The following is a 24,310-nucleotide window of genomic DNA, read 5'->3' as shown; positions in this document are numbered from 1 at the left end:
ATCAGTCCGAGAACGGGTTGATCTTGCTGAAGAAACCCTGCCCGTCCGGCCAGTTGCCGTCCAGGTAGTCATGGTCCGGATAGTTGGCTTCGAGCACCTTGCGGGTGTCGGCGGCCAGGTCGTCCTGGCCCAGCTCGGTGTAGGCCGAGGCCATCAGGGCCAGGGCATCGCCTTCGTGCTCGCTGCGCGGGTAGGTCTGCAGGATGTACTTGCCGCGGTTGGCCGCGGCCACGTAGGCGTCGCGCTGCAGGTAGTACAGGCCGACCTGGATCTCGTGCCGCGCCAGCAGGTTGCGCAGGTAGATCATGCGCTGGCGCGAATCCGCGGCGTAGCGGCTGTTGGGATAGCGGCGCAGTACTTCCGCGAAGTCGTTGAGCGATTGCGTCGGTGCACCCAGGTCGCGCTTGGCCATGTCCTGCCTGGCGATGCGCAGCAGGGTGGCCCGGCCCTGGTCGAAGTTGATCAGCGCCTTGAGGTAATAGGCGTAATCAATGTGCCGGTGGGTCGGGTAGGTCCGGATGAAGCGGTCGACGGCCGAGGTCGCTTCTTCGTTCTTGCTCTGCTTGTACAGGACGTAGGCCAGCTCGAGCTGGGCCTGTTCGCTGTAGGCACCGTAGGGGAAGCGCGCAACCAGGCGCTGGAAGTAGAGCTCCGCGCGGTTCCAGTTGTTGCGGTTCATCGAATCCTGGCCGACCCGGTACATCTCTTCGACCGGCAGGGATTCGGTGGGTTTTTCCTTGTCGCCGTCGAACCAGCCACCGACGGTCTTGCAGCCGGTGAGGGCGAGCATCATCACCAAAAGGGCGGAAATACGGATCAGGCCGGTCGGTCGGGTCATCAGGGGAACAGGTTCGGACGCTGCGGACAGCAAGTTCAGGGATAATACCGGAAAGCCCGCTGTCGCCTCCATGAACCGGGGCCGACCCTTCCCGCCGGCCCCAGGAACCCGCATGTCCCCCGACCAGACCCCCGAAAACGACGAAAACGAGCGCGAGCTGCTCGAGGCCAGCATTCCCCTGGAGGCCGCAGGCCGCCGGTTCGACCAGGTGCTGGCCGAGCTGTTCCCGGATTTCTCCCGGTCGCGGCTGACCGAATGGGTCAAGTCCGGCGATGCCCTGCTCGACGGCCGGCTGGTCAAACCCAAGGAAGCCGTGCGTGGCGGCGAGCCGGTCACGGTCTCGGTGCGCCTGGAAGTGGAAACCCACGCCCTGCCCGAAGCCATCGCCCTGGACCTGGTGTACCAGGACGAGGACGTGCTGGTGGTCAACAAGCCCGCCGGCCTGGTGGTGCACCCCGGCGCCGGCAATCCCCGCGGCACCCTGGTCAATGCCCTGCTGCACTTCGATCCGCGGATGGCCGAGCTCCCGCGCGCCGGCATCGTGCATCGCCTCGACAAGGACACCTCCGGCCTGATGGTGGTCGCACGCACCCTGCGCGCCCACACCTCGCTGGTGGAACAGCTCTCGGGCCGGGAAGTGCATCGCCAGTACCTGGCGGTGGTGCAGGGCAGCATGGTCGCCGGCAACACCGTCAACGCGCCCATCGGCCGGCATCCCACCGACCGGGTGCGCATGGCCGTGGTGAAGGAAAACGGCCGCGAGGCCATCACCCATTACCGCCTGCGCGAGAAATTCCGCGCCCACACCCTGGTCGAGTGCCGGCTTGAAACCGGCCGCACCCACCAGATCCGCGTGCACATGGCCCATGTGCGCCACCCGATCGTCGGCGACCCGCTCTATGGCGGCGCCTTCCGCCTGCCCAAGGCCGCCACCGAAGCCCTGGTGGCACGCCTGCACGGTTTCAGGCGCCAGGCCCTGCATGCCGAGAAGCTCAGCTTCAAGCACCCGGCCAGCGGCGAGACGGTGTCCAACGAAGTCGGGATGCCGCCCGACATGCAGGCGGTGGTCGACGATCTTCGCGACGACACCGTGGCCTTCAAGGGCTGACGATGCCGGCCTCGGCCTGGCTCGACGCCGACTGGCCGGCTCCTCCCGGCGTGCGTGTCGTTACCAGCCTGCGTGGCGGCGACGGCGTTTCCCAGCCGCCCTTCGACCGGCTCAACCTCGGCACGAACAGCGGGGACGCGCCCGCGGCCGTGCATGAGAACCGCCGGCGCCTGCGTGCCTGGCTGGACCTGCCGGGCGAGCCGTGCTGGCTCCGGCAGGTGCACGGCGTCGCGGTCGCCCGGCCCCGCCCGGGTCCGCCGCCGGGGGAGGGCGCCGAAGCCGATGCCAGCGTGACCTCCGATGCGGGCACGGTGCTGGCCATCCTCACGGCCGACTGCCTGCCCGTAGTTTTCGCCGCCGACGACGGCAGCGAAATCGCCGCCGCCCACGCCGGCTGGCGCGGCCTCGCCGCCGGCGTGCTGGAAGCCACGGTCGGCGCCATGGCGACGCCGCCGTCGCGCCTGCGGGTTTGGCTGGGTCCTGCGGCCGGCCCCGGGCGCTACGAGATCGGCGCCGAAGTCCGGGAGGCCTTCGTCACGCGCGACGCCGGGGCCGGGGCCGCCTTCGTGCCCACGCGCCCGGGCCACTGGCACGTTGATTTGTACGCCCTGGCGCGCCGGCGCCTGGCGGCGGCCGGCGTGCACGCTATCCACGGCGGTGGCCTGTGCACGATCGCAGACCCGGCACGCTTTTATTCGCATCGCCGCGACGGCCGCAGCGGCCGCATGGCCACGCTGGCCTGGTTCGACAGGAACTGACTTCCGGCTGTCCGGTCCGCGTTCGTGCCTTGAATACCGGCGCCGCGGCCGCCATTTCGGAGCCATCGGGTGGCCAATCGCCACCCCCCGATGCAAAGGAACTTTCCATGCGGATGGACAAACTGACCTCGCGCTTCCAGCAGGCCCTGAGCGACGCCCAGTCGCTGGCCGTCGGCCGCGACCACAACCTGATCGAACCCGCGCACGTCCTGCTGGCGCTGCTCGACCAGTCCGGCGGCAGCACCAAGCCGATGCTGGCCCAGGCTGGCGTCAATACCTCGGCCCTGCGCCAGCGGCTGGCCGAAGCCCTGGACAAGCTGCCCAAGGTTTCCGGCCAGGAAGGCAACCTGTCGGTCGGCAACGACCTCTCGCGACTGCTCAACCTGTCCGACAAGCTGGCCCAGCAGCGCGGCGATGCCTTCATCGCCAGCGAGCTGTTCGTGCTGGCCTGCCTGGACGACAAGGGCGAGGCCGGCCAGGCGCTCAAGGCCGCCGGCGCGCGCAAAGACGCGATTGAAAAGGCCATCGAGGGCCTGCGCGGCGGCGAGAAGGTGGACGACGCCAACGCCGAGGAAAACCGCCAGGCCTTGGAGAAATACACCATCGACCTGACCGCGCGGGCCGAGTCCGGCAAGCTCGATCCGGTGATCGGCCGCGACGAGGAAATCCGCCGCACCATCCAGGTGCTGCAGCGGCGCACCAAGAACAACCCGGTGCTCATCGGCGAGCCGGGCGTGGGCAAGACCGCCATCGTCGAAGGCCTGGCCCAGCGCATCGTCAACGGCGAGGTGCCCGAGGGCCTGCGCGGACGCCGCGTGCTCAGCCTGGACATGGGCGCGCTGATCGCCGGCGCCAAGTTCCGCGGCGAGTTCGAGGAGCGGCTCAAGGGCGTGCTCAACGACCTGTCCAAGCAGGAAGGGCAGGTGATCCTGTTCATCGACGAACTGCACACGATGGTCGGCGCCGGCAAGGCCGAAGGCTCGATGGACGCCGGCAACATGCTCAAGCCGGCCCTGGCGCGCGGCGAACTGCACTGCATCGGCGCGACCACGCTCGACGAATACCGCAAGTACGTCGAAAAGGACGCCGCGCTCGAGCGCCGCTTCCAGAAGGTTTTCGTCGGCGAACCCTCGGTCGAGGACACCATCGCCATCCTGCGTGGGCTCAAGGAGCGCTACGCCGTGCACCACGGCGTCGAGATCACCGACCCGGCCATCGTCGCCGCGGCCACGCTGTCGAACCGCTACATCGCCGACCGCCAGCTGCCGGACAAGGCCATCGACCTGATGGACGAGGCGGCGTCGCGCATCCGCATGGAAATCGACTCCAAGCCCGAGGAAATGGACCGCAAGGAACGGCGCCTGATCCAGCTCAAGATCCAGCGCGAGGCGCTGAAGAAAGAGAAGGACAAGGAGTCCAGGCAGCGGCTGGCCGACCTCGAGGAGGAAATCGGCACGCTCGGACGCGAATTCAACGACCTCGAGGAAATCTGGAAGGCCGAGAAGGCCACGCTGACCGGCGCCACCAGGCTCAAGGAACAACTCGAGCAGGCGCGGCTCGAACTCGATGCCGCGCACCGGCACCAGGACTTCGCCAAGGCCAGTGAACTCCAGTACGGCCGCATCCCGGCGCTGGAGAAGCAGCTGGCGGCCGCGCAGGAGGTCGAGACCCAGGGTTTCCAGCTGTTGCAGGACAAGGTCACCGCCGAGGAGATCGCCCAGGTGGTGGCGCGCTGGACGGGCATCCCGGTCAGCAAGATGCTCGAAGGCGAGCGCGAGAAGCTTCTGAAGATGGAGGACGCGCTGCACGCCCGCGTGGTCGGCCAGCACGAGGCGGTGAAGGCCGTGTCCGACGCCATCCGCCGCAGCCGCGCCGGCCTGTCCGACCCGAACCGGCCCAATGGCAGCTTCCTGTTCCTCGGGCCCACCGGCGTCGGCAAGACCGAGCTGTGCAAGGCGCTGGCCGGTTTCCTGTTCGACACCGAGGACGCGATGGTGCGCATCGACATGAGCGAGTTCATGGAGAAGCACTCCGTGGCCCGCCTGATCGGCGCGCCCCCGGGTTACGTCGGCTACGAGGAAGGTGGTTACCTCACCGAGGCCGTGCGTCGCCGGCCCTACAGCGTGCTGCTGCTCGACGAGGTCGAGAAGGCGCATCCGGACGTGTTCAACATCCTGCTGCAGGTGCTCGACGACGGCCGCCTCACCGATGGCCAGGGCCGCACCGTGGATTTCCGCAACACCGTCATCGTGATGACCTCGAACCTGGGCAGCCAGCACATCCAGGAGCTCAGCGGCGAAGGCGACGCGGCCTACGTGCAGATGAAGGCCGCGGTGATGGGCGTGGTGCAGTCGCACTTCCGGCCCGAGTTCATCAACCGGCTCGACGAGATCGTGGTCTTCCATCCGCTGGGTCGCGACCAGATCCAGGCTATCGCCCGCATCCAGACCGCCTACCTGTCCAAGCGCCTGGCGGAGCGGCAGATCGCCCTGGAAATCGACGACTCGGCGCTGGCCCTGCTGGGCAACGTGGGCTTCGACCCGGTCTACGGCGCCCGGCCGCTCAAGCGGGCGATCCAGCAGCAGCTGGAAAACCCGCTGGCCCAGAAGATCCTCGCCGGCGAGTTCGCCCAGGGCGATACGGTGCGGGTGAGCGCCGAGTCCGGCGCCATCACCTTCACGCGCTAGCTTTTGTAGGAGCGCCTTCAGGCGCGAATCACTTCTTTGCCAAGGGCAAAGCCAAAAGATTCGCGCCTGAAGGCGCTCCTACAGGTTCATCAGATCGCGCGGTGTTTGCGGAACGGCGGCGCCGACAGCGCCATCTCGGCCATCGAGTGGGCCAGTTCCTTTTCGGCCAGCACCGCGCCGTCGGCACCGTGCTTGAGCAGGTGCCGGACTTCGCCGTCGCTGTGGGCGCGGGCCAGGATGGTCATCTGCGGGTTCATCTCGCGCAGGCGGGCGATCACTTCGCCGGCCTCCAGCGCCTGCGGGATGGCCAGCACCATCAGGCTGGCCCTGTCCGGCGCGGCCTCGTCGAGCACGCGGACGTTGGCGGCATTGCCGCGGATCGCGGGGAAGCCGTCGTCGCGGGCCTTTTGCACCAGGTCCATGTCGTCGTCTATCACCACCAGCGGCACCTCGCGCTCGCGCAGCAGGCGGGCGATTTCGCTGCCGACGCGGCCGAAGCCGACCAGGATCGCGTGCTCGCCTTCCGGCAGCGGCGGGCCGGCGTGCACGGGGCGCGAGGGCTCCGGGACGGGTTCGCCGGCCGCCGCCGCGTTTTCCTGGCGACGTGCCTGCCACAGGTCCAGCCAGCCGAAGATCAGCGGGTTGGCGATGATCGACAGCAGCGAGCCGGCCAGCACCAGGTCGCGGCCTTCTTCGGACAGGATGCCCAGCGACACGCCCAGTGCCGCCAGGATGAAGGAGAACTCGCCGATCTGGGCCAGGCTGGCGGAAATCGTCAGCGCGGTGTCGCTGGGGTGCTTGAAGGCGCGGACGATCAGGTAGGCGGCGGCCGACTTGCCGACCACGATGATCAGGAAGGTGGCGACCACCGGGATCGGATGCTCGACCAGGATCATGGGGTCGAAGAGCATGCCGACCGAAACGAAGAACAGCACCGCGAAGGCGTCGCGCAGCGGCAGCGAGTCGGAGGCGGCCTTGTGGCTAAGGTCGCCGTTGAGCAGCATGCCCGCGAAGAACGCCCCCAGCGCGAAGGACACGCCGAACAGCTTGGCCGAACCGAAGGCCACGCCCAGGGCGATCGCCAGCACCGACAGGGTGAACAGTTCGCGCGAGCCGAAACCGGCCACGCGTTCGAGCATCCAGGGGATCGCGCGCTTGCCGACCACCATCATCACCGCGACGAAGGCGCTGACCTTCAGGAAGGTCCAGCCCAGCGACGAGAGCACGCTGCCGGCGCCGACCCGTTCGCCGTCGCCGGCGCCCAGCGCTTCGGCCAGGGCCGGCAGCAGCACCAGGGCGCCGACCATGACCAGGTCCTCGACGATCAGCCAGCCCACCGCGATCTTGCCGCGCCGGGTTTCGAGCAGGCGCCGGTCCTCCATGGCGCGCAGCAGCACCACGGTGCTGGCCACCGACAGGGCCAGGCCGAAGACGATGCCGTGCAGGTGCGGCCAGCCCAGGAACCAGGCCAGGCCCCAGCCCATCACGGTGGCGGCCGAAATCTGGACGATGGCGCCGGGGATGGCGATCGCCTTCACTTCCAGCAGGTCTTCGACCGAAAAATGCAGGCCGACGCCGAACATCAGCAGGATGACGCCGATTTCCGACAGCTCCATCGCCAGCGCCGGGTCGGCGATGAAGCCGGGCGTGAACGGTCCGACCAGGATGCCGGCCACCAGGTAGCCCACGATCGGCGACAGCCGCAGCCGGTGGGCCAGGGTGCCCAGCAGGAAGGCCAGTACCAGGCCCATGGCCAGCAGGGCGATCAGGGGCGTGTCGTGGGGCATGCGGGGTCCTCGCCGGGGGGACTGATAGACTACCCGACCTTTACTTGTGCGCCTGTCATGATCGCTTTCCGCAACTTCGCCCTGCGCCGCGGGGAACACCTGCTGCTCTCACAGGTGGACCTGGCCCTGCACGCCGGCTGGCGGGTGGGCGTGATCGGTCGCAACGGCTGCGGCAAGTCCAGCCTGTTCGCCGCCGTGCTGGGTGAAGTGGAAGCCGACCAGGGCGACATCGACCTGCCCGGCAAGGTGCGCATCGCCTGGGTCGCCCAGGAAACGCCCTCGCTGCCCGACGCGGCCATCGATTTCGTGCTCTCGGGCGACACCGAGGTGCACGCGGTGCTGCAGGCCGAAGCCGCGGCCACCGCCGCCGAGGACTGGAACGCCGTGGCCGAGGCGCACCAGAGGCTGGCCGAGATCAACGGCTACGACGCCACCGCCCGCGCCGGGCGCCTGCTGCACGGCCTGGGTTTTCCGCCGGAAACGCATGCCAAGCCGGTCTCGGACTTTTCCGGCGGCTGGCGCGTGCGACTGAACCTGGCCCGGGCGCTGATGATGCCCTCGGACCTGCTGCTGCTCGACGAACCCACCAACCACCTCGACCTCGACGCCGTGCTGTGGCTCGAGCAGTGGCTGCTCAAGTACCCGGGCACCCTGCTGATGATCTCGCACGACCGCGAGTTCCTCGACGGCCTGAGCACGCACACGCTGCACCTGCACGAGGGCCGGGCCAAGCTCTACGTCGGCGACTACACCAGCTTCGAACGCCAGCGCGCCGAACACCTGCGCCAGCAGCAGATCGCGCACGACAAGGAACAGGCCGAACGCGCCCACCTGCAAAGCTTCATCGACCGGTTCAAGGCCAAGGCGAGCAAGGCCAAGCAGGCACAGAGCCGGGTCAAGCGGCTGGCCAAGCTGCAGGGCACCGAAGCCGTGCGCGCCGAGCGCGCCTTCCGCATCGCCTTCGCCGATCCGCCGAAGCTGCCGCACTCGCTGATCCGCATCAACCACGGCGACGCCGGCTACCCCGCAGTTGCCCCTGTGGGAGGGACTGAAGCCCCTCCCACGAGGATACTCAGGGACGTCGGTTTCGGCCTCGAGGCCGGCGACCGCGTTGGCCTGCTCGGCCCCAACGGCGCGGGCAAGTCGACGCTGGTCAAGACGCTGGTGGGCGAGCTGCGCCTGCTGGACGGCGAACGCGTCGCCCACCCGGACCTGCGCATCGGCTATTTCGCCCAGCACACGGTCGAAAGCCTGCACGAGGGCCAGAGCCCGCTGTGGCACCTCAAGGAACTGGCCCCCAACGCCGGCGAACAGCAGCTGCGCAACTTCCTGGGCCGCTGGAACTTCATCGGCGATCGCGCCTTCGAAAACGTCGACGGGTTCTCCGGCGGCGAACGCGCGCGCCTGGCGCTGGCGCTGATCGCCTACCGCGAACCGAACGTGCTGCTGCTCGACGAACCGACCAACCATCTCGACCTGGACATGCGCGAGGCCCTGGCCGAAGCCCTGTCCGACTTCCCGGGCGCGATCGTGCTGGTGTCGCATGACCGCCACCTGATCGGCCTGGTGTGCGACACCTTCTGGCGCGTCGCCGACGGCCACGTCGAGGAATTCAACGGCGACCTGGACGAATACGCCGCCTGGCTGCGCAGCCGCAACAACGACCCGCGTCCGGCCAAGCCCGCGGCCGCGCCCGCCAAGCCGGCCCCCGCGCCCAAGCCCTCGCGCAGCAAGCACGAACTCGACACCGCCGCGCGCCGCGCCCGCCAGCTCGAGGCCCAGGTCGCCGAGCTGGCCTCGCAGCTGGCCCAGGTCGAGGCCCAACTCGCCGACCCGGCCATCTACGGCAACGACGGCGGCTCGGAGGTCGGCCAGCTGACCCAGCGCCAGCAGAAGCTGGCCGCCGAGAAGGATGCGCTGGAAGCCGAGTGGCTGGCCCAGCTCGAGATCGCCGAAGCCTGATCGAACCCCTGTGGGAGGGACTTCAGTCCCGAAGCTTTTCGGGACTGAAGTCCCTCCCACAGGCACCGTCGTGGCTTGAGTCGCGCCGCCGGTCCATGTTTCCCTGTCCGGCATGGGCGCGCTCGCAACGCTCGATTACATTGTCCTGGCGGTCTACCTGCTGGTCGTCATCGCCGTCTGCCTGCGCGTCAGCCGCCGCAGCCCCGACAGCGACGAGCTGTTCCTGGCCGGGCGCACGCTGGGTGCCGGCGTCGTCGGCCTGTCGCTGTTCGCGTCCAACATCTCCTCGACCACCCTGATCGGCCTGCCGGGCGCCGCCTGGCAAAGCGGCATCGCCGTGGCCAACTACGAATGGATGGCGGCGCTGGTGCTGGTGTTCACCGCGGTCTTCGTCGCGCCGACGCTGCTGGGCAACCGCATCACCACGCTCCCGGAACTGCTCGAGCGCCGCTTCGACGCGCGCATGCGCAAGTACCTGTCGGGGGTGTCGATCTTCCTTTCCATCGTGCTCGACACCGCTGGCAGCCTGTTCGCCGGCGCACTGGTGCTGCAGGTGTTTTTTCCCGGGCTGCCGCTGGGCGGCACCATCGCCGCGCTGGCGGTGTTCGCCGGCCTCTATACCGCCGCCGGCGGCCTGCGCGCCGTCGTCTACACCGACGTGTTGCAGTCGGTGGTGCTGCTCGCGGGCTCGGCCATGCTGGCTTGGCTGGTGTTCGCCGAGTTCGATTTTTCCTGGGCGGCGGTGAAGGCGGCGGTGCCGGCCGATCATCTTTCCCTGATCCGGCCGCTCGACGACCCGCACCTGCCCTGGCTGGGCACGCTGATCGGCCTGCCGGTCCTGGGGTTCTACTACTGGACGATGAACCAGTACGTCTCGCAGCGCCTGCTTGGTGCCCGCGACATGAAGGCGGCCGGCGGCGGCGCCCTGCTGGCGGCGGGCCTGAAGCTGCTGCCGCTGTTCCTGATGGTCATCCCGGGCGCGATGGCGATTTCGCTGTTGCCGGACCTGCAGCGCGGCGACGAGGTGTTCCCGCGGCTGCTGGCCGACTATGCGCCGGCGGGCCTGGTCGGGCTGGTGCTGGCGGCGCTGCTGGCGGCGATCATGTCGAGCGTGGACTCGGCGCTCAACTCCGCCTCGACCCTGATCACGCTTGATTTCGTGCAGCCGCGCCGGCCCGGCCTCGACACCCGCGCGCTGGCGCGCCTGGGCCGCTGGACCACCCTGGCCCTGATGGCGCTGGCGGCGCTGTGGGCGCCGATGATCGACTCCTTCCCGGGCCTGTTCGCCTACCTGCAGCAGGCCTTCGCCTACGTCACGCCGCCGCTGGTGGCGGTGTTCGCGCTGGCGTTCCTGGACAAGGGGCTGGGCCCGCGCGCGGCGCTCTACGCCACCGCCTGCGGCCACGTCGTGAGTGCCGGCTGGTTCGCCTGCACCCAGGTGGGCTGGCTGGACCTGCACTTCACCATCGTCGCCGGGCTGCTGTTCGTGGTGACGCTGCTGTTCGCCTTCGCCTGGCGGCGGGTCACCGGTGAAACCCCGGCACCCGCCGCGCTGGCGGTGGTTGATCAGGCCGCCGCGTCGGCCTCGCCGGGCTGGCTGCGGCCCGCGGCCCTGGCCATGGCTTCGGCCACCGCGGCCCTGGTGCTGGCCTTCTGGTGACCGTCCGGGCCGCGCACCGCGGCCAGGAAGTCCTTGCCCCAGCGATCCACGTCGTAGTTCTCGACGATGCCGTGCAGCTGGCGCAGGCGGTCCTCGGCTTCGTCCTGGCTCATGGCCAGGGCCTGGCCCAGGGCCGCGGTCAGGTCCGCCGGGTCATGCGGGTTGGTCAGCAGCGCGCCCTTGAGCTCGGCCGCCGCGCCGGCAAATTCGGAAAGCACCAGCACGCCCTTGCCGCCCTCGATGCCCTGGGTGGCGACGAATTCCTTGGCCACCAGGTTCAGGCCGTCGCGCAGCGGGGTGATCCACATCACGTCGGTGGCGGCGTAATGCGCCACGACTTCCTCGAAGGGCAGGGGGCGGGCGAAGAAACGCACCGGCGTCCAGTCCAGCCGCGAGTGCTTGCCGTTGATCCGGCCCACCGCCTGTTCGATCTGGGTCTGCAGCTTCTGGTAGATGGTCATTTCCTTGGCGGCAGGGACGCAGATCATCAACAGCGTGACCTTGCCGGCCAGGTGTGGCTGGGCCTCCAGCAGCCGCTCGAAGGCGTTGAGCTTCTCCAGCGTGCCCTTGGTGTAATCGAGCCGTTCGATCGACAGCACGAGTTTGCGCGGGCTGATCTCGCGGCGAAGCTTCTCGATCTCGTTGCGGGTGCTGCGCTGGGCCAGCACGTCGCGGATCCGGCCCACGTCGGTCCCGACCGGGTGCGCGCCCAGGCCGACCTCGCGGTCGCCGGCGCGCATGCGGGTGACCATCGACTCCAGGCCCACCGCGCAGCCGTAGGTCAGGAAGCGCGGCGCACAGCCCTCGCGTTCGAGCACTTCGACCGGCATCGCGCCGCGCACGACGTCGACGAAGTTCTCGACCTGGCGCGGGATGTGGAAACCGATGTAGTCGCAGCTGAGCAGGCTGCCCAGGATCTCGCGCCGCCAGGGCACCACGTTGAAGATATCGGCCGACGGGAAATAGGTGTGGTGGAAGAAGGCGATCTTCAGGTCCGGGCGCAGTTCACGCAGGCGCGCCGGCACCATCCACAGGTTGTAGTCGTGCAGCCAGACGGTGGCGCCGGGGGCGGCCTCGGCGGCGGCGGCCTCAGCGAACTTGCGGTTGACCTTCAAGAACACCTTCCAGTCGTCCTCGCGGAAACGCGCGCGCTCCCAGAAGGTGTGCAGCATCGGCCAGAAGGCTTCCTTGGAGAAACGCTTGTAGAAGGCGTCCACCTCCGACTTGGCCAGCGGCACCCGCGCGGCGGTGAGCTTCGGGTAGCGGTCCGGGTCCACCGGCGTGCGGGCCTCGAAGCCCGGGCGCTTGGCGTCGTCGAGGGTCCAGGCCACCCAGGAGCCGGACTGCCCGCCGGCGAAGAAACTCAGCAGGCTGGGGATGATGCCGTTGGGCGAGGCGTGGCGTTTTTGCACGCGCTTGCCGTCTTCCACCGACTCGTCAAAGGGCAGGCGGTGGTAGACCATCACCAGGTCGGACTGGCCCTTGCCGGTGCAGGCCGGCGAATCGACGTAGGGGTCGTTGGCCGGCAGGAAGTCGAAGTGTTCGATCGCCTCCAGGATGCCGCCGCAGCCGGGTTCGTTCGCATGCAGCACGCGCTCGTGGCGGGCGGTGGCCTCGAGCAGGGCCGGCTCCGAGCGACCGACGCAGACACCGCGGAAGCCGGCGTCGAACATCGACAGGTCGTTGAGCGTGTCACCGGCGACCAGGATGTGGTCGCGCGCCAGTTCAAGCTGCTCGGCCAGCGCGATCAGCGTACGGCCCTTGTCGGTGCGCGGCGGCAGGATGTCGAGGTAACGATCGGCGGAATAGAGCACGTCGCAGCCCAGTTCAACCGCGACGGCCTCGATGTCGTCGCGGTGCCGCGCCAGCACGTCGGGATCGCAGAAATAGGAGCACCGGCGTTCCTGGGGAACGTCCTGGCGCTGCAGCGCCGGGAAGCGGCGCATCGCTTCGGCCACCACGTGCTCCCCCGGCCAGCGCGCGTCGATGGCCGACTGCAGCGGCTGCAGCGGTTGCAGGCTGTGGCCGCAGGCGACCGTCGCGCCGACGTCGCAGACCAGGTAGTCCGGTCGCGGCAGCGAAGGGTCGGAAAGCAGCGGGATGACCGCCTCGAGGCTGCGGCCGGTGACCCACACCAGGCGGATGCCCGGGTGCTGGTCGACCAGGCGGTAAAGCCGCTGGCGATGGCCGGGCTCGCCGGCGAGGAAGGTGCCGTCCAGGTCGGTGGCCAGCACCATGCGGGGGGTGTCGTTGGGGGACTTCATGGAATCGCCTTTCTGGTTGCTCAATAGGTTTCCTTGTCGGGGGAGGCCGGGTCGGCCTCCGACTGGGTTTCCGGCAGCAGTTCAAGCGCGCCCGGGGTAGTGCGTAGCATCGGATGGAAGGGGGCGGGGTGGGCCCGGCCGCGGCGCGCGGCCAGGCGCAGCAGCAGGAAGGCCGCCAGCGCCGCCAGCACCGCCGCGAAATAGGCGGGCAGGGCCCCCGGGCCGTTGCGCGTCATCAGCTCGCCGGCGATCGCCGGGCCCAGGGCGGCGCCGATGCCATGCACCAGCAGCAGGCTCGAGCAGCCCGAGAGCAGGTTTTCCGGCGCCAGGGTGTCGAGCATGTGCGCCACGCTCATCGGGTAGATCGAAAACGCCATGCCGCCGAACGCGAAGAACAGGCCGTACACCGGCCAGCGCCCCCAGTCTCCCGCCAGCAGCGCCAACAGCGCGACCGCGGCGGCCACCAGGCAAACCAGGGCCAGGCCGATCCGGCGATCGACCCGGTCCGACAGGCGGCCGATGGGGTATTGCAACAAGGCCCCGCCCAGGATGGTGGCGATCATGAAGTGCGAAACGCCCTCGCGGTCGAAGCCGATCTGGCCGGCATACAGCGGGCCCAGGCCCCAGAACGCGCCCATCGCCAGGCCGGAGATGCCCGCCGCCAGCGTCGCCGCGGGCGCCACCGCGTACAGCTTGCGCAGGCCCAGCCGCGGGGTGTCCGGGATGCTCGGCTGGGCCAGTCGGGTCAGCGTGACCGGAAGCGCCGAGGCGCAGATCAGGATCGCCACCAGGCTGAAAAGCATGAAGCCGCCGTCTTCGCCCAGGCCCAGCAGCAGCTGGCCGACGGCGATCGCGCCCAGGTTCACCGCCATGTACAGGGTGAACACCCGGCCGCGCAGGGCCGGATCGGGCTGGGCGTTGAGCCAGCTCTCGATGACCGTGTACAGGCCGACCAGGGCGATGCCGGTGAGCACCCGCAGCCCGAACCAGGCCGGGGCGTTGACGAAGATCGGGTGCAGCAGCACCGCGATCGCGGCCAGGCCGGCGCAGAACGCGAAGGTCCGGACATGGCCGATGCGCCGGATCAGCATGGGTGCCAGGAACGTGCCGACGAAAAAACCCGCGAAGTAGCCGGACATCACCAGGCCCAGGGTGCGGCCGTCGAAGCCTTCCAGGCTGCCGCGCACGGCCAGCAGGGTGCCCAGCAGGCCGCTGCCGGCCAGCAGCAGCGCCACGCCCGCCAGCAGGGCGGCCAGCGGCAGGACCACGCGGATCATCGGAACTCCAATCGCGAAACAGCGCGGGATTCTAACATATTGATATGAATGGAAAAAATCGACAGCATTCAGGTGCTTGCCGGTCCGGGCCGGGCCCGGGGCTTGAATCCGGGGCCCGTCCCCCCACTAATGCGCGGTCCCCCAGCTGCTTCCACGGATTGAGAGCCATGCCCATCTACGCCTTCGAATGCAGCGCCTGCGGCCACGCCTTCGACCGGCTGCAGAAGCTGTCCGATGCCGACCCCACCGACTGCCCCGAATGCGGCCAGGCGCAGGTCCGCCGCCAGCTCACGGCGCCCAGCTTCCGCCTGGCCGGCGCCGGCTGGTACGAAACCGACTTCAAGAAGGACGGCGACAAGAAGCGCAACCTCGCCGACGCCGGCGACAAGCCGGCCAGCAAGCCCGAGCCGGCGGCCGCGGCCAAGGGCGACGCCAAACCGGCACCGGCCAAGGCCGAGGGTGGGTCCGGCAGCAAGCCCGCGGCCTGAGGCCTTGCCCGCTTTCGCGGGCCCGGGGTACGGTCGGTGCATGAAGACGAACCTGCGCCGCACGCTTCCGCACCTGTTGCTCCCGTCCCTGTTCGTGCTCGCTGGCTGTGCCGCCGAGCCCGAGGCCGACACGGCCCGGGTCCAGGCCCGCCCCGATGCCGGCGCACTTGCCGGGGAAACCGCGAGGCTGGCGCCGGCGGACGCCTTCATGAAGCGCCTGGCCAGGCACTGCGGCCAGGCATTCGCCGGCCGCATCGTCGCCGACGTGCCGCCGCCGGAGGGTGATGACCCGTTCAAGGGCAAGCCGCTGGTGATGCACGTGCGCAGCTGCGAGCCCGGTGAGCTGAAAGTGCCGTTCCATGTCGGGGACGACCACTCCCGGACGTGGATCATCACCCGCACCGGGACCGGCCTGCGCCTCAAGCACGACCACCGCCACCAGGACGGCAGCCCGGACCCGGTGACCCTGTACGGCGGCAACAGCGAAGACGCCGGGACGGCGGTGCGCCAGAGTTTCCCGGTGGATGCCGAATCGGTGGCGATGTTCGGCCGCGAGGGCCTCAAGGCCTCGATCCAGAACACCTGGGCCATGGAAATCGAGCCGGGCAAGCGTTTCCTCTACGAGCTCTCCCGCCCCGGCGGCCGCCTGTTCCAGGTCGAATTCGACCTCAGCCAGCCGGTCGAGCCGCCACCGGCCCCCTGGGGCCACGACTGACCCGCACAACCACCTTGTAGGAGCGCCTTCAGGCGCGATTCTTTTGACTTTGCCATTGGCAAAGAAGCACTTCGCGCCTGAAGGCGCTCCTGCACGGGTCCGGAACGGCCGGGATTTGCCGGAGCATCGCCCAGGACCTACCATTACGGGCTTTTCCGGGGGCGGATTCCCGCCCTCGCGCCATGATTTCCGGAGCCAGCATGCGCAGCCATTACTGCGGCCTCGTGGACGAGTCCATGATCGGCCAGACCGTCACCCTCTGCGGCTGGGCCGACGTCGCCCGCGACCTGGGTGGCGTCTGCTTCATCGACCTGCGTGACCACGAAGGCATCGTCCAGGTCGTCGCCGAACCGTCCGACGCGCAGGGCAACGCCGCGGTGGTCAAGGCCGCCGCCGACGTCGGCTACGAGGATTGCCTGCGCATCACCGGCGTCGTGCGCGCGCGCCACGCGGTCAACGACCGCATCCGCACCGGCAAGGTAGAAGTCGTCGCCACCGACATCGAAGTGCTCAACAAGGCCGAACCGCTGCCTTTCCACGCGCACGAAAACGCCGGCGAGGACATCCGCCTCAAGTATCGCTACCTCGACCTGCGCCGCCCGGAAATGCAGAAGATGATGCGCACCCGCATCCGGCTGGTGCAGTCGCTGCGCCGCTGGCTGGACGCGCGTGGCTTCCAGGACATCGAGACGCCCATCCTCACCAAGGCCACGCCCGAAGGCGCGCGCGACTTCCTGGTGCCAGCGCGCCTGCATCCGGGTGAGTTCTACGCGCTGCCGCAGTCGCCGCAGTTGTTCAAGCAGATCCTCATGGTGGCGGGCTTCGACCGCTACTACCAGATCGCCCGCTGTTTCCGCGACGAAGCCCTGCGTGCCGACCGCCAGCTCGAGTTCACCCAGCTGGACATGGAGTTCGCCTGGGTGTCCGAGCGCGACGTGCAGGACGCCGTGGAAGGCATGATCCGCGAGGTCTTCAAGGACGTGATCGACGTCGAACTCGACGCGCAGTTCCCGCGCCTGACCTGGGCCGAGGCCATGCGCCGCTTCGGTTCGGACAAGCCCGACCTGCGCATCCCGCTCGAACTGGTGGACGTGGCCGAACTGGTCAAGGACTGTGGTTTCAAGGTCTTTGCCGACGCCGCCAACGAAGACGGCGGCCGCGTCGCCGCGCTGCGCATCCCCGGCGGCGCTGCGCTGAGCCGCAAGCAGATCGACGAGTACGGCGCGCACGCCGCCAAGTACGGCGCCAAGGGCCTGGCCTACGCCAAGCTCGATGAGTCGGGTGCGGTCAATTCCCCGATCGCCAAGTTCTTCGACGAATCCGCCTTCGCCGCGCTGCTGCAGGCCACCGGTGCCCAGGCCGGCGACATGGTGTTCTTCGGTGCCGGTGCCTACAACAAGGTCTGCGACTTCATGGGCGCAGTGCGCCTGAAGGCCGGCAAGGACTTCGGCCTGGTCGAAAGCACCTGGAAGCCGCTGTGGGTCACCGACTTCCCGATGTTCGAGTGGGACGAGGAAGAAAGCCGCTACGTCGCCTTGCACCACCCGTTCACCGCGCCGGCGATCGACGACATTTCCGAGCTCAAGGCCAATGCCCGCATCGCGGTCTCCCGCGGCTACGACATGGTGCTCAACGGCAATGAAATCGGCGGCGGCTCCATCCGTATCCACCGCCCGGACATGCAGAGCGCGGTCTTCGACCTGCTGGGCATCGGTGCGCAGGAGGCCGAGGCCAAGTTCGGCTTCCTGCTCGACGCGCTGCGCTACGGCGCGCCGCCGCACGGCGGCATCGCCTTCGGCATCGATCGCATCGCCGCGCTGATGGCCGGCACCGAATCGATCCGCGACGTCATCGCCTTCCCCAAGACCACCACCGCCCAGTGCCTGATGACCGGCGCGCCGTCGCCGGTGCCGGAGGTGCAGCTGGCCGAAGTGCACGTGCGGGCGGTGCCCAAGGCCACGGTGCCGAAGGACTGAGGCCCTGGCGCGCGCGGAGGCCACCGGCGACCGCGTCATCCTGCTGCACGGCGTCTGGATGCGCGGCCTGACGCTGTGGCCGCTGGCCCGGCGCCTGCGCGGTTTCGGCTACCGCGCCGAAGTCTTCGACTACGCCAGCCTGTGGCACGGGCCCGCGCCCAGCGTCGACAAGCTGGCCCGGCGCCTGCTGGCCCTGGACGACGGCCCGGTGCACCTGGTGGGCCATAGCCTGGGCGGCCTGGTGGCCCTGGAAACCGTCGCCAGCTATGCCGGCCTGCCGCCGGGTCGCGTGCTGTGCCTGGGCTCGCCGCTGGCTGGCTCGGGTGCGGCGCGCGGCTTGGCCAGGCACCACCTGGGGTTCTGGCTCGGGCGCAGCGGTACCCTCTTGCGCAGCGGCCTGGCCGCCCTGCCGGCGGGGCGCGAAGTGGCGGTGATCGCCGGCAGCAAGCCGGTGGGGCTGGGCAAGCTGTTCGGCGACTTCGACGGACTCAACGACGGCACCGTGGCGGTGTGGGAAACCCGGCTGCCCGGCCTGGCCGACCACCGGGTATTGCCCGACAGCCATACCGGCCTGCTGCTCGACCGGCGCGTGGCCGACCTGGCGGCGGGCTACCTGCGCGACGGCCGCTTCCCGGCCTGAATCCGCGCCTTGCGTGGGGCGGGCCGTATAATCGCGGCTTCGCCACTGCATGAAGAGTTGGGTTCCATGGGCAGATTGATGGCCATCGAAGGGCGCAAGAACGCCCAGGACGCCAAGCGCGGCAAGGTTTTCACCAAGGTGATCCGCGAGATCTCCACGGCCGCGCGCCTGGGGGGCGGCGACCCCAAGGCCAACCCGCGCCTGCGCGTGGCGGTGGACAAGGCGCTGGCGGTGAACATGACCCGCGACGTCATCGAACGCGCCATCAAGAAGGCCACCGGTGAACTCGAGGGCGTGAGCTACGAGGAAATCCGCTACGAGGGGTATGCGCCCGGCGGCGTCGCGGTCATCGTCGACTGCCTGACCGACAACAAGGTGCGCACCGTCGCCGACGTCCGCCACGCCTTCAACAAGTGCGGCGGCAACCTGGGCACGGATGGTTCGGTGGCCTTCATGTTCCGCAAGCTGGGCGTGCTCAGCTTCGGCCCCGAGAGCAACGAGGACGCGATCACCGAAGCCGCCATCGAGGCCGGCGCCGACGACGTCGCCAGCTACCCCGAGGACGGCGTCATCGAGGTGCTGACCTCGCCGGAGGCCTTCGACGAAGTCAAGGCAGCGATGACCGCGGCCGGCCACGTGCCGCTCGACGCCCAGGTCACGATGCGCGCCGACAACGACAGCAAGGTCGAAGGCGAGGTCGCGCAGCAGGTGAAGAAGATGCTCGACATGCTCGAGGACCTCGACGACGTCCAGGACGTCTACCACAACGCCGACCTGGGCGACGTCGCCTGGACGTGACCCGCATCCTCGGCATCGACCCGGGCTCGCAGCGCACCGGCATCGGCCTGGTCGACGTGGACAAGGCCGGCAAGTGCGCCTACGTGCACTGCCAGGCGCTGAACCTGCTGGTGGACACCGACGACTTCCCGGCCCGGCTGGGCAAGCTGGTGTTCGATCTCGAGGACGTGCTTGCCGAATGGAAGCCGACGGTCGTGGCGATCGAATCGGTGTTCATGGCCAAGTCGGCCACGTCGGCGCTGAAGCTGGGCCATGCCCGCGGCGCCGCCATCGCCACCGTCGTCCGTCGCGGCCTGCAGGTGCACGAATACGCGCCGCGGCTGATCAAGCAGTCGCTGGTGGGCAACGGCGCCGCCGACAAGGACCAGGTCCAGCACATGGTGAAGCTTTTGCTCCAGCTGGGCGAGCGCAAACTGCAGGCCGATGCCGCCGACGCGCTGGCGGTGGCCCTGACCCATGCCCACACCAGCGCCACGGCCGGCCGCACCGGCCTGGCCGCTGCCATGCTGAGGAGACGCCGATGATCGGTCGACTGAAGGGTGTGTTGGTCTACAAGTCGCCGCCGCAGCTGATGGTGGACGTCAACGGCGTCGGCTACGAGCTCTCGGCGCCGATGAGCACCTTCTACGACCTGCCGGAGGTGGGCCGGGAAGTGACGCTGTCCACGCACTACGCGGTCAAGGAAGACGGCGTCGCGCTCTACGGGTTCCTGACCGAGGGCGAGCGGCGCCTGTTCCGCGAGGTCCAGAAGGTCACCGGCGTCGGCGCCAAGATCGCCCTGGCGGTGCTGTCGGGCGCCAGCGTCGACGAGTTCGCGCGCCTGGTGCAATCGGGCGACATCACCGCGCTCACCCGCATCCCCGGCATCGGCAAGAAAACCGCAGAACGCATGGTCGTCGAGCTGCGCGACCGCGCGGCCGACTTCGCCGGCGGCGGGGCGGTGTTCGGGGGCGCCGCCGGCGCCGTGCCGGCCGACCCGGCCTCCGAAGCCTCGGTGGCCCTGCAGCAGCTGGGCTACAAGCCCGCCGAGGTGCAGCGCATGCTCAAGCAGGCCGAACCCGGCGACAGCGCCGAAGACATCATCCGCAAGGCCCTCAAATCGGTGCTGCGCGGCTGACACCCCCTCCCCATCGCCTTCGGGCAGCCCCATGACTCTCTCATCCCACGCCGGTGCCCCGGTCCCGCGCACCTGGCCCCTGGTGGTCGGCGCAGTCGGCGTCGTGTTCGGCGACATCGGCACCAGCCCGCTTTACACGCTCAAGGAAGCCTTCGGGCCGCACTACGGGATCGCGCCCGATCCCCAGAACGTCCTGGGCGTGGTTTCCCTGATCCTCTGGTCGCTGGTGCTGGTGGTCACGCTCAAGTACGTGGTCGTGCTGATGCGCGCCGACAACAAGGGCGAGGGTGGCATCCTGGCGCTTACCGCGCTGGTGCAGCGCAGCCTGCCGCGGGCGGCGCCGATGGCCTACACGGTCGGCATCCTGGGCATCTTCGGGACCGCGCTGTTTTTCGGTGATGGCGTCATCACGCCGGCGATCTCCGTGCTTTCGGCGGTCGAAGGCCTGGAAGTCGCGGCGCCCGAGCTCAAGCGTTTCGTCCTGCCGATCACCCTGACGGTGCTGGTGCTGTTGTTCTCGATGCAGCGCTTCGGCACCGAGCGGGTAGGGCAGGTGTTTGGTCCGGTTACGTGCCTGTGGTTCTTCGCCCTGGCGGTCCTTGGCCTGGTCGAGATCGTCCAGCATCCTGCCGTGCTCGAGGCGGTCAATCCGGTCTGGGCGCTGCGCTTTTTCTTCGACCACGGGGCGTTGGCCTGGCTGGCCCTGGGGGCGATCGTGCTGGCGGTGACCGGCGGCGAGGCGCTGTATGCCGACATGGGCCATTTTGGCCGGTTCCCGATCCGCCTGGCCTGGGTCGGACTGGTGCTGCCGTCGCTGGTGCTCAACTATTTTGGCCAGGCCGCTTTCATCCTGTCGCATCCAGGCAGGGTGACCAATCCGTTCTACGAATTGGTGCCGAGCTGGGCGCTGTTCCCGATGATCGTGCTGGCCACGCTGGCCACGATCATCGCCTCGCAAGCCCTGCTCTCGGGCACGTTTTCGGTGGTGCGCCAGGCGATCCAGCTGGGCTACCTGCCGCGCATGAAGATCGTGCACACCTCGGCGCACAGCGAAGGCCAGATCTACCTGCCCTGGGTGAACCGGGCGATGTTGTTCGCGGTCATCGCCGTGGTGCTGGGTTTTGGCAGTTCCAGCAACCTGGCGGTCGCCTACGGCGTGTCGGTGACCGGCACGATGATCATCAGCACGCTGCTGCTGGTGATCCTGGCCAAGGTCCGGTGGCGCCTGCGCGGCTGGCAGGTCTGGCCGCTGGCGGCGGTGTTCCTGGTGATCGAGGGCGCGTTCTTCTCGGCCAACGTGGTCAAGTTCGTCGAGGGTGCGTGGTTCCCGCTGGCCCTGGGGGTGCTTGCGTTCGCGGTGATGCGCAGCTGGCGACGAGGCCGGGAACTCGTGCGTGCCCAGGTCGGCCGCGGCAGCCTGCGCATCGAGGATTTCGTCGGCAACCTGGCCGCGCATCCGCCGATCCGGGTGCCGGGCACCGCGATATTCCTGACGCCGACCAACCAGTTCACGCCGCCGGCCATGCTGCACAACCTCAAGCACAACAAGGTCCTGCACGAATACAACGTCCTGCTCAGCGTGGAAGTGCTGGAGGTGCCGCGGGCCGACGCAGGCGACCGCGTCGCCTACGTTGACCTCGGGCACGGCTTTGCGCGCCTGGGCTTGCGCTTTGGCTACCTGGAGGACCCGGACGTGCCGCGGGCGCTGCGCGACTGGCCCGTCCCGGGACCGGCGTTCCCGCCGCTGGAGACCACGTATTTCGCCAGCCGCGAAACCCTGGTCGCCCGTCCGGGCCAGGGCATGGCCCTGTGGCGGGACCGGCTGTTCGTTTTCATGTCGCGGAACGCGACCCCGGCCACCGAGTATTTCCACATCCCCGGCAACCGGCTGGTGGAAATGGGCACCCAGGTCGCCATCTGAGCGCCCGGCCTGCGTACGGCCGGGCTTCCCTGCCATAATCGTTGCCCATGGAAGACACCCGCGTCATCGCCCCCGCCGCCACCCGCGAAGACGACCTCGCCGAGGCCAGCATCCGGCCCAAGCGGCTGGACGACTACCTGGGCCAGCAGCCGGTGCGCGAGCAGCTCAAGATCGCCATCGAGGCCGCCAAGGGCCGGTCCGAGGCCATGGACCACGTGCTCATCTTCGGCCCGCCCGGCCTGGGCAAGACCACGCTCAGCCACGTCATCGCCAACGAACTGGGCGTCAACCTGCGCCAAACGTCCGGCCCGGTGATCGAGCGTGCCGGCGACCTCGCCGCGCTGCTGACCAACCTGCAGCCGCACGACGTCCTGTTCGTGGACGAAATCCATCGCCTGTCGCCGGTGGTCGAGGAAGTGCTGTACCCGGCCATGGAAGACTTCCAGATCGACATCATGATCGGCGAGGGTCCGGCGGCGCGCTCGATCAAGCTCGACCTGCCGCCCTTCACCCTGATCGGCGCCACCACCCGCGCCGGCCTGCTCACGGCACCGCTGCGCGACCGCTTCGGCATCGTCCAGCGCCTGGAGTTCTACAGCGCCGAGGAGCTGACCCGCATCGTGCGCCGCAGCGCCCAGATCCTGGGCATCGAATGCGCGCCCGATGGCGCCGGGGAAGTCGCCCGGCGTTCGCGCGGCACCCCGCGCATCGCCAACCGCCTGCTGCGCCGCGTGCGCGACTTCGCCCAGGTCCGTGCCGGCGGCGTCATCACCCGTCCGGTGGCCGACGAGGCCATGGCCATGCTCAAGATCGACGGCGAGGGTTTCGACCAGCTCGACCGGCGCATGCTGCAGATGATCATCGACAACTTCGAGGGCGGCCCGGTCGGCGTCGAGTCCCTGGCCGCCGCCCTGAGCGAAGAACGCGGTACCCTCGAGGACGTCATCGAGCCCTACCTCATCCAGCAGGGCTACCTGGTGCGCTCGGCCCGGGGTCGCATGGCCACCCACAAGGCCTACACCCACCTGGGGCTGAAGTCCCCGCGCAAGGCCCCGGCCCCCGACGACCTGTTCGAACAGCCATGAAACCGGCGTTCAGCTTCCCGATAAGGGTTTATTGGGAGGATACCGACGCTGGCGGGGTGGTCTACCACGCCAGCTACGTCCGGTTCCTCGAGCGCGCCCGCACGGAGTGGCTGCGCGCCATGGGGCTGGGCCAGCAGCAGCTCAAGGACCGCGAGGACCTGGTGCTGGTGATCCGCGACATGAGTCTTGATTTCCACCAGCCGGCGCGCCTGGACGATGAACTCCAGGCGACCGTCGAACTGCTCGAACGCCGGCGCGCCAGCCTGCTGTTCGCGCAACAAGTCACCCGGGACGGCCAGGTCCTGGTCGGCGCGAAGGTTCGCGCCGCCTGCCTGGTCGCTTCGAGCTTCAAACCGCGCGCGCTGCCCGAGTGGCTGTTCGCGCAAAACCCCTGATCCGGAGTCCACCCGATGTCGCCAGCCACCGCCCTGATCCTCGCCGCCGCCCCGGTGACCGAGCTGCCCGTGGAGGCCGTTCCGGCCGCCACCGACGCCGCGGCCGCCGCCGGCTCCGCCGAGGGACTGAGCTACCTGCAGCTGATGATCCACGCCAGCCTGCCGGTGCAGCTGATCGTGCTCCTGCTGCTGCTTGGCTCGGTGCTGAGCTGGGTCATCATCTTCCGCAAGAACCGGGTGTATTCGCAGGCCACCGACGATGCCGACGAGTTCGAATCGCGCTTCTGGTCGGGCGTCGACCTGACCCAGCTCTACCGCAGCGCCACCGACCGCAACCGGGTGGTGTCGGGCCTGGAGGCCATCTTCGAGGCCGGTTTCCGCGAATTCGCCCGCCTGCGCCAGAAGAAGGGCCTGGACGGCCGCACCCAGCTCGAGGGCGCCCAGCGCGCCATGCGCGCCACCTTCGCCCGCGAAGTCGACCGCCTGGAACACAACCTCGAGCTGCTGGCCAACATCGGCTCCACCGCGCCCTACGTGGGCCTGGTCGGCACGGTGTTCGGCATCATGGTCACCATGCACGGCCTGTCCACCGAACAGAGCGCGTCGATCGCCGCCGTCGCCCCGGGCATCTCCGAGGCGCTGTTCGCCACCGCCATCGGCCTGTTCGTGGCGATCCCGGCGGTCTGGGCCTACAACCGCTTCGCCACCCGGGTCGAGCGCCTGAGCGTGCGCTACGAATCCTTCGCCGAGGAGTTCTCCTCGATCCTGCAGCGACAGACCCACATCGAGGAATAAGCGGCCAACCCCGCCTGCCCCGGTCCCACGTTAGGTACT

At 69.1% G+C, this 24,310-nt stretch carries 20 protein-coding genes; 16 read left to right on the top strand and 4 right to left on the bottom strand.

The features are described 5' to 3' along the window. Position 1 precedes the first annotated feature (1 nt). Positions 2-838 carry an outer membrane protein assembly factor BamD gene (locus tag N788_RS11075; RefSeq protein ID WP_051924593.1) on the bottom strand — a complete coding sequence of 279 codons (837 nt, stop codon included), beginning with the start codon at positions 836-838 and terminating at the stop codon, positions 2-4. 112 nt (positions 839-950) lie between these two features. On the opposite strand from N788_RS11075, the gene rluD reads away from it, so the two are divergent. The 3 genes from rluD to clpB all read left to right on the top strand — a co-directional run bounded on the left by rluD (position 951) and on the right by clpB (position 5,391). Next, complete coding sequence (gene rluD, locus N788_RS11070; RefSeq protein ID WP_034225064.1) at positions 951-1,946, top strand: 23S rRNA pseudouridine(1911/1915/1917) synthase RluD; 996 nt, start codon at positions 951-953, stop codon at positions 1,944-1,946. A gap of 2 nt (positions 1,947-1,948) precedes the next feature. Then, complete coding sequence (pgeF, locus tag N788_RS11065) at positions 1,949-2,704, top strand: peptidoglycan editing factor PgeF (RefSeq protein WP_034225062.1); 756 nt, start codon at positions 1,949-1,951, stop codon at positions 2,702-2,704. Between the two features lie 107 nt (positions 2,705-2,811). Then, positions 2,812-5,391 (top strand): ATP-dependent chaperone ClpB, encoded by a 2,580-nt coding sequence (clpB, locus tag N788_RS11060; protein ID WP_034225058.1) that lies wholly within the window; start codon positions 2,812-2,814, stop codon positions 5,389-5,391. Positions 5,392-5,480: 89 nt separating this feature from the next. Here the strand turns inward: clpB and ybaL are convergent, their stop codons facing one another. Further along, positions 5,481-7,178, bottom strand: a complete 1,698-nt coding sequence (ybaL, locus tag N788_RS11055) for a YbaL family putative K(+) efflux transporter (protein WP_034225053.1) — start codon at positions 7,176-7,178, stop codon at positions 5,481-5,483. A gap of 57 nt (positions 7,179-7,235) precedes the next feature. On the opposite strand from ybaL, the gene N788_RS11050 reads away from it, so the two are divergent. Beyond that, the gene (locus tag N788_RS11050; protein WP_034225046.1) at positions 7,236-9,140 is read left to right on the top strand and encodes an ABC-F family ATP-binding cassette domain-containing protein; all 1,905 of its coding nucleotides are present in this window, start codon (positions 7,236-7,238) and stop codon (positions 9,138-9,140) included. Between the two features lie 112 nt (positions 9,141-9,252). Then, positions 9,253-10,800 carry a sodium:solute symporter family transporter gene (locus N788_RS11045; RefSeq protein WP_034225044.1) on the top strand — a complete coding sequence of 516 codons (1,548 nt, stop codon included), beginning with the start codon at positions 9,253-9,255 and terminating at the stop codon, positions 10,798-10,800. Here the strand turns inward: N788_RS11045 and ggpS are convergent. Both ggpS and N788_RS11035 read right to left on the bottom strand, forming a co-directional pair. Next, positions 10,707-13,064, bottom strand: a complete 2,358-nt coding sequence (gene ggpS / locus N788_RS11040) for a glucosylglycerol-phosphate synthase (RefSeq protein WP_244444125.1) — start codon at positions 13,062-13,064, stop codon at positions 10,707-10,709. The two genes, N788_RS11045 and ggpS, sit on opposite strands and share 94 nt — an antisense overlap. A 20-nt stretch (positions 13,065-13,084) precedes the next feature. Further along, entirely contained in the window at positions 13,085-14,341 is a 1,257-nt protein-coding gene (locus tag N788_RS11035) for an MFS transporter (RefSeq protein WP_034225042.1), read from the bottom strand. A 167-nt stretch (positions 14,342-14,508) separates the two neighbouring features. Here N788_RS11035 and N788_RS11030 point away from each other — a divergent pair, with 167 nt between their 5' ends. The 11 genes from N788_RS11030 to tolQ all read left to right on the top strand — a co-directional run bounded on the left by N788_RS11030 (position 14,509) and on the right by tolQ (position 24,271). Beyond that, the gene (locus tag N788_RS11030; RefSeq protein ID WP_034225041.1) at positions 14,509-14,829 is read left to right on the top strand and encodes an FmdB family zinc ribbon protein; all 321 of its coding nucleotides are present in this window, start codon (positions 14,509-14,511) and stop codon (positions 14,827-14,829) included. Positions 14,830-14,869: 40 nt separating this feature from the next. Next, entirely contained in the window at positions 14,870-15,544 is a 675-nt protein-coding gene (locus N788_RS11025; protein ID WP_034225040.1) for a hypothetical protein, read from the top strand. 200 nt (positions 15,545-15,744) lie between these two features. Further along, the gene (aspS, locus tag N788_RS11020; RefSeq protein ID WP_034225039.1) at positions 15,745-17,520 is read left to right on the top strand and encodes an aspartate--tRNA ligase; all 1,776 of its coding nucleotides are present in this window, start codon (positions 15,745-15,747) and stop codon (positions 17,518-17,520) included. A gap of 37 nt (positions 17,521-17,557) precedes the next feature. After that, the gene (locus N788_RS11015) at positions 17,558-18,160 is read left to right on the top strand and encodes an esterase/lipase family protein (protein ID WP_034225038.1); all 603 of its coding nucleotides are present in this window, start codon (positions 17,558-17,560) and stop codon (positions 18,158-18,160) included. 66 nt (positions 18,161-18,226) lie between these two features. Then, positions 18,227-18,958 (top strand): YebC/PmpR family DNA-binding transcriptional regulator, encoded by a 732-nt coding sequence (locus N788_RS11010; protein ID WP_034225037.1) that lies wholly within the window; start codon positions 18,227-18,229, stop codon positions 18,956-18,958. Beyond that, a complete protein-coding gene (gene ruvC / locus N788_RS11005) occupies positions 18,955-19,482 on the top strand; it encodes a crossover junction endodeoxyribonuclease RuvC (RefSeq protein WP_034225035.1) in 528 nt (175 codons plus the stop codon). The genes N788_RS11010 and ruvC overlap by 4 nt, the downstream gene beginning before the upstream one ends. Continuing rightward, on the top strand, positions 19,479-20,075 hold the full coding sequence (gene ruvA / locus N788_RS11000; RefSeq protein ID WP_034225034.1) for a Holliday junction branch migration protein RuvA: 597 nt from the start codon (positions 19,479-19,481) through the stop codon (positions 20,073-20,075). Before ruvC ends, ruvA begins: the two co-directional genes overlap by 4 nt. Positions 20,076-20,106: 31 nt before the next feature. Next, positions 20,107-21,996, top strand: coding sequence for a potassium transporter Kup (locus tag N788_RS10995; protein WP_034225033.1), 1,890 nt, complete (start codon positions 20,107-20,109; stop codon positions 21,994-21,996). Between the two features lie 47 nt (positions 21,997-22,043). Beyond that, positions 22,044-23,081, top strand: a complete 1,038-nt coding sequence (gene ruvB / locus N788_RS10990; RefSeq protein WP_034225031.1) for a Holliday junction branch migration DNA helicase RuvB — start codon at positions 22,044-22,046, stop codon at positions 23,079-23,081. Beyond that, positions 23,078-23,476, top strand: coding sequence for a tol-pal system-associated acyl-CoA thioesterase (ybgC, locus tag N788_RS10985; RefSeq protein WP_034225030.1), 399 nt, complete (start codon positions 23,078-23,080; stop codon positions 23,474-23,476). The genes ruvB and ybgC overlap by 4 nt, the downstream gene beginning before the upstream one ends. 144 nt (positions 23,477-23,620) lie before the next feature. Then, on the top strand, positions 23,621-24,271 hold the full coding sequence (tolQ, locus tag N788_RS10980) for a protein TolQ (protein WP_244444130.1): 651 nt from the start codon (positions 23,621-23,623) through the stop codon (positions 24,269-24,271). Positions 24,272-24,310 lie beyond the last annotated feature (39 nt).

The organism is Arenimonas donghaensis DSM 18148 = HO3-R19, from assembly GCF_000743535.1.
In the GTDB taxonomy this organism is placed as follows: domain Bacteria; phylum Pseudomonadota; class Gammaproteobacteria; order Xanthomonadales; family Xanthomonadaceae; genus Arenimonas; species Arenimonas donghaensis.
This window is presented reverse-complemented; position numbering and strand designations above follow the sequence as displayed.

Bases quoted from the DNA above. Each gene is read 5' to 3' on its own strand.
- N788_RS11075 (WP_051924593.1), bottom strand. From the start codon at position 838: ATGACCCGACCGACCGGCCTGATCCGTATTTCCGCCCTTTTGGTGATG.
- rluD (WP_034225064.1), top strand. From the start codon at position 951: ATGTCCCCCGACCAGACCCCCGAAAACGACGAAAACGAGCGCGAGCTG.
- pgeF (WP_034225062.1), top strand. From the start codon at position 1,949: ATGCCGGCCTCGGCCTGGCTCGACGCCGACTGGCCGGCTCCTCCCGGC.
- clpB (WP_034225058.1), top strand. From the start codon at position 2,812: ATGCGGATGGACAAACTGACCTCGCGCTTCCAGCAGGCCCTGAGCGAC.
- ybaL (WP_034225053.1), bottom strand. From the start codon at position 7,178: ATGCCCCACGACACGCCCCTGATCGCCCTGCTGGCCATGGGCCTGGTA.
- N788_RS11050 (WP_034225046.1), top strand. From the start codon at position 7,236: ATGATCGCTTTCCGCAACTTCGCCCTGCGCCGCGGGGAACACCTGCTG.
- N788_RS11045 (WP_034225044.1), top strand. From the start codon at position 9,253: ATGGGCGCGCTCGCAACGCTCGATTACATTGTCCTGGCGGTCTACCTG.
- ggpS (WP_244444125.1), bottom strand. From the start codon at position 13,064: ATGAAGTCCCCCAACGACACCCCCCGCATGGTGCTGGCCACCGACCTG.
- N788_RS11035 (WP_034225042.1), bottom strand. From the start codon at position 14,341: ATGATCCGCGTGGTCCTGCCGCTGGCCGCCCTGCTGGCGGGCGTGGCG.
- N788_RS11030 (WP_034225041.1), top strand. From the start codon at position 14,509: ATGCCCATCTACGCCTTCGAATGCAGCGCCTGCGGCCACGCCTTCGAC.
- N788_RS11025 (WP_034225040.1), top strand. From the start codon at position 14,870: ATGAAGACGAACCTGCGCCGCACGCTTCCGCACCTGTTGCTCCCGTCC.
- aspS (WP_034225039.1), top strand. From the start codon at position 15,745: ATGCGCAGCCATTACTGCGGCCTCGTGGACGAGTCCATGATCGGCCAG.
- N788_RS11010 (WP_034225037.1), top strand. From the start codon at position 18,227: ATGGGCAGATTGATGGCCATCGAAGGGCGCAAGAACGCCCAGGACGCC.
- ruvA (WP_034225034.1), top strand. From the start codon at position 19,479: ATGATCGGTCGACTGAAGGGTGTGTTGGTCTACAAGTCGCCGCCGCAG.
- N788_RS10995 (WP_034225033.1), top strand. From the start codon at position 20,107: ATGACTCTCTCATCCCACGCCGGTGCCCCGGTCCCGCGCACCTGGCCC.
- ruvB (WP_034225031.1), top strand. From the start codon at position 22,044: ATGGAAGACACCCGCGTCATCGCCCCCGCCGCCACCCGCGAAGACGAC.
- ybgC (WP_034225030.1), top strand. From the start codon at position 23,078: ATGAAACCGGCGTTCAGCTTCCCGATAAGGGTTTATTGGGAGGATACC.
- tolQ (WP_244444130.1), top strand. From the start codon at position 23,621: ATGATCCACGCCAGCCTGCCGGTGCAGCTGATCGTGCTCCTGCTGCTG.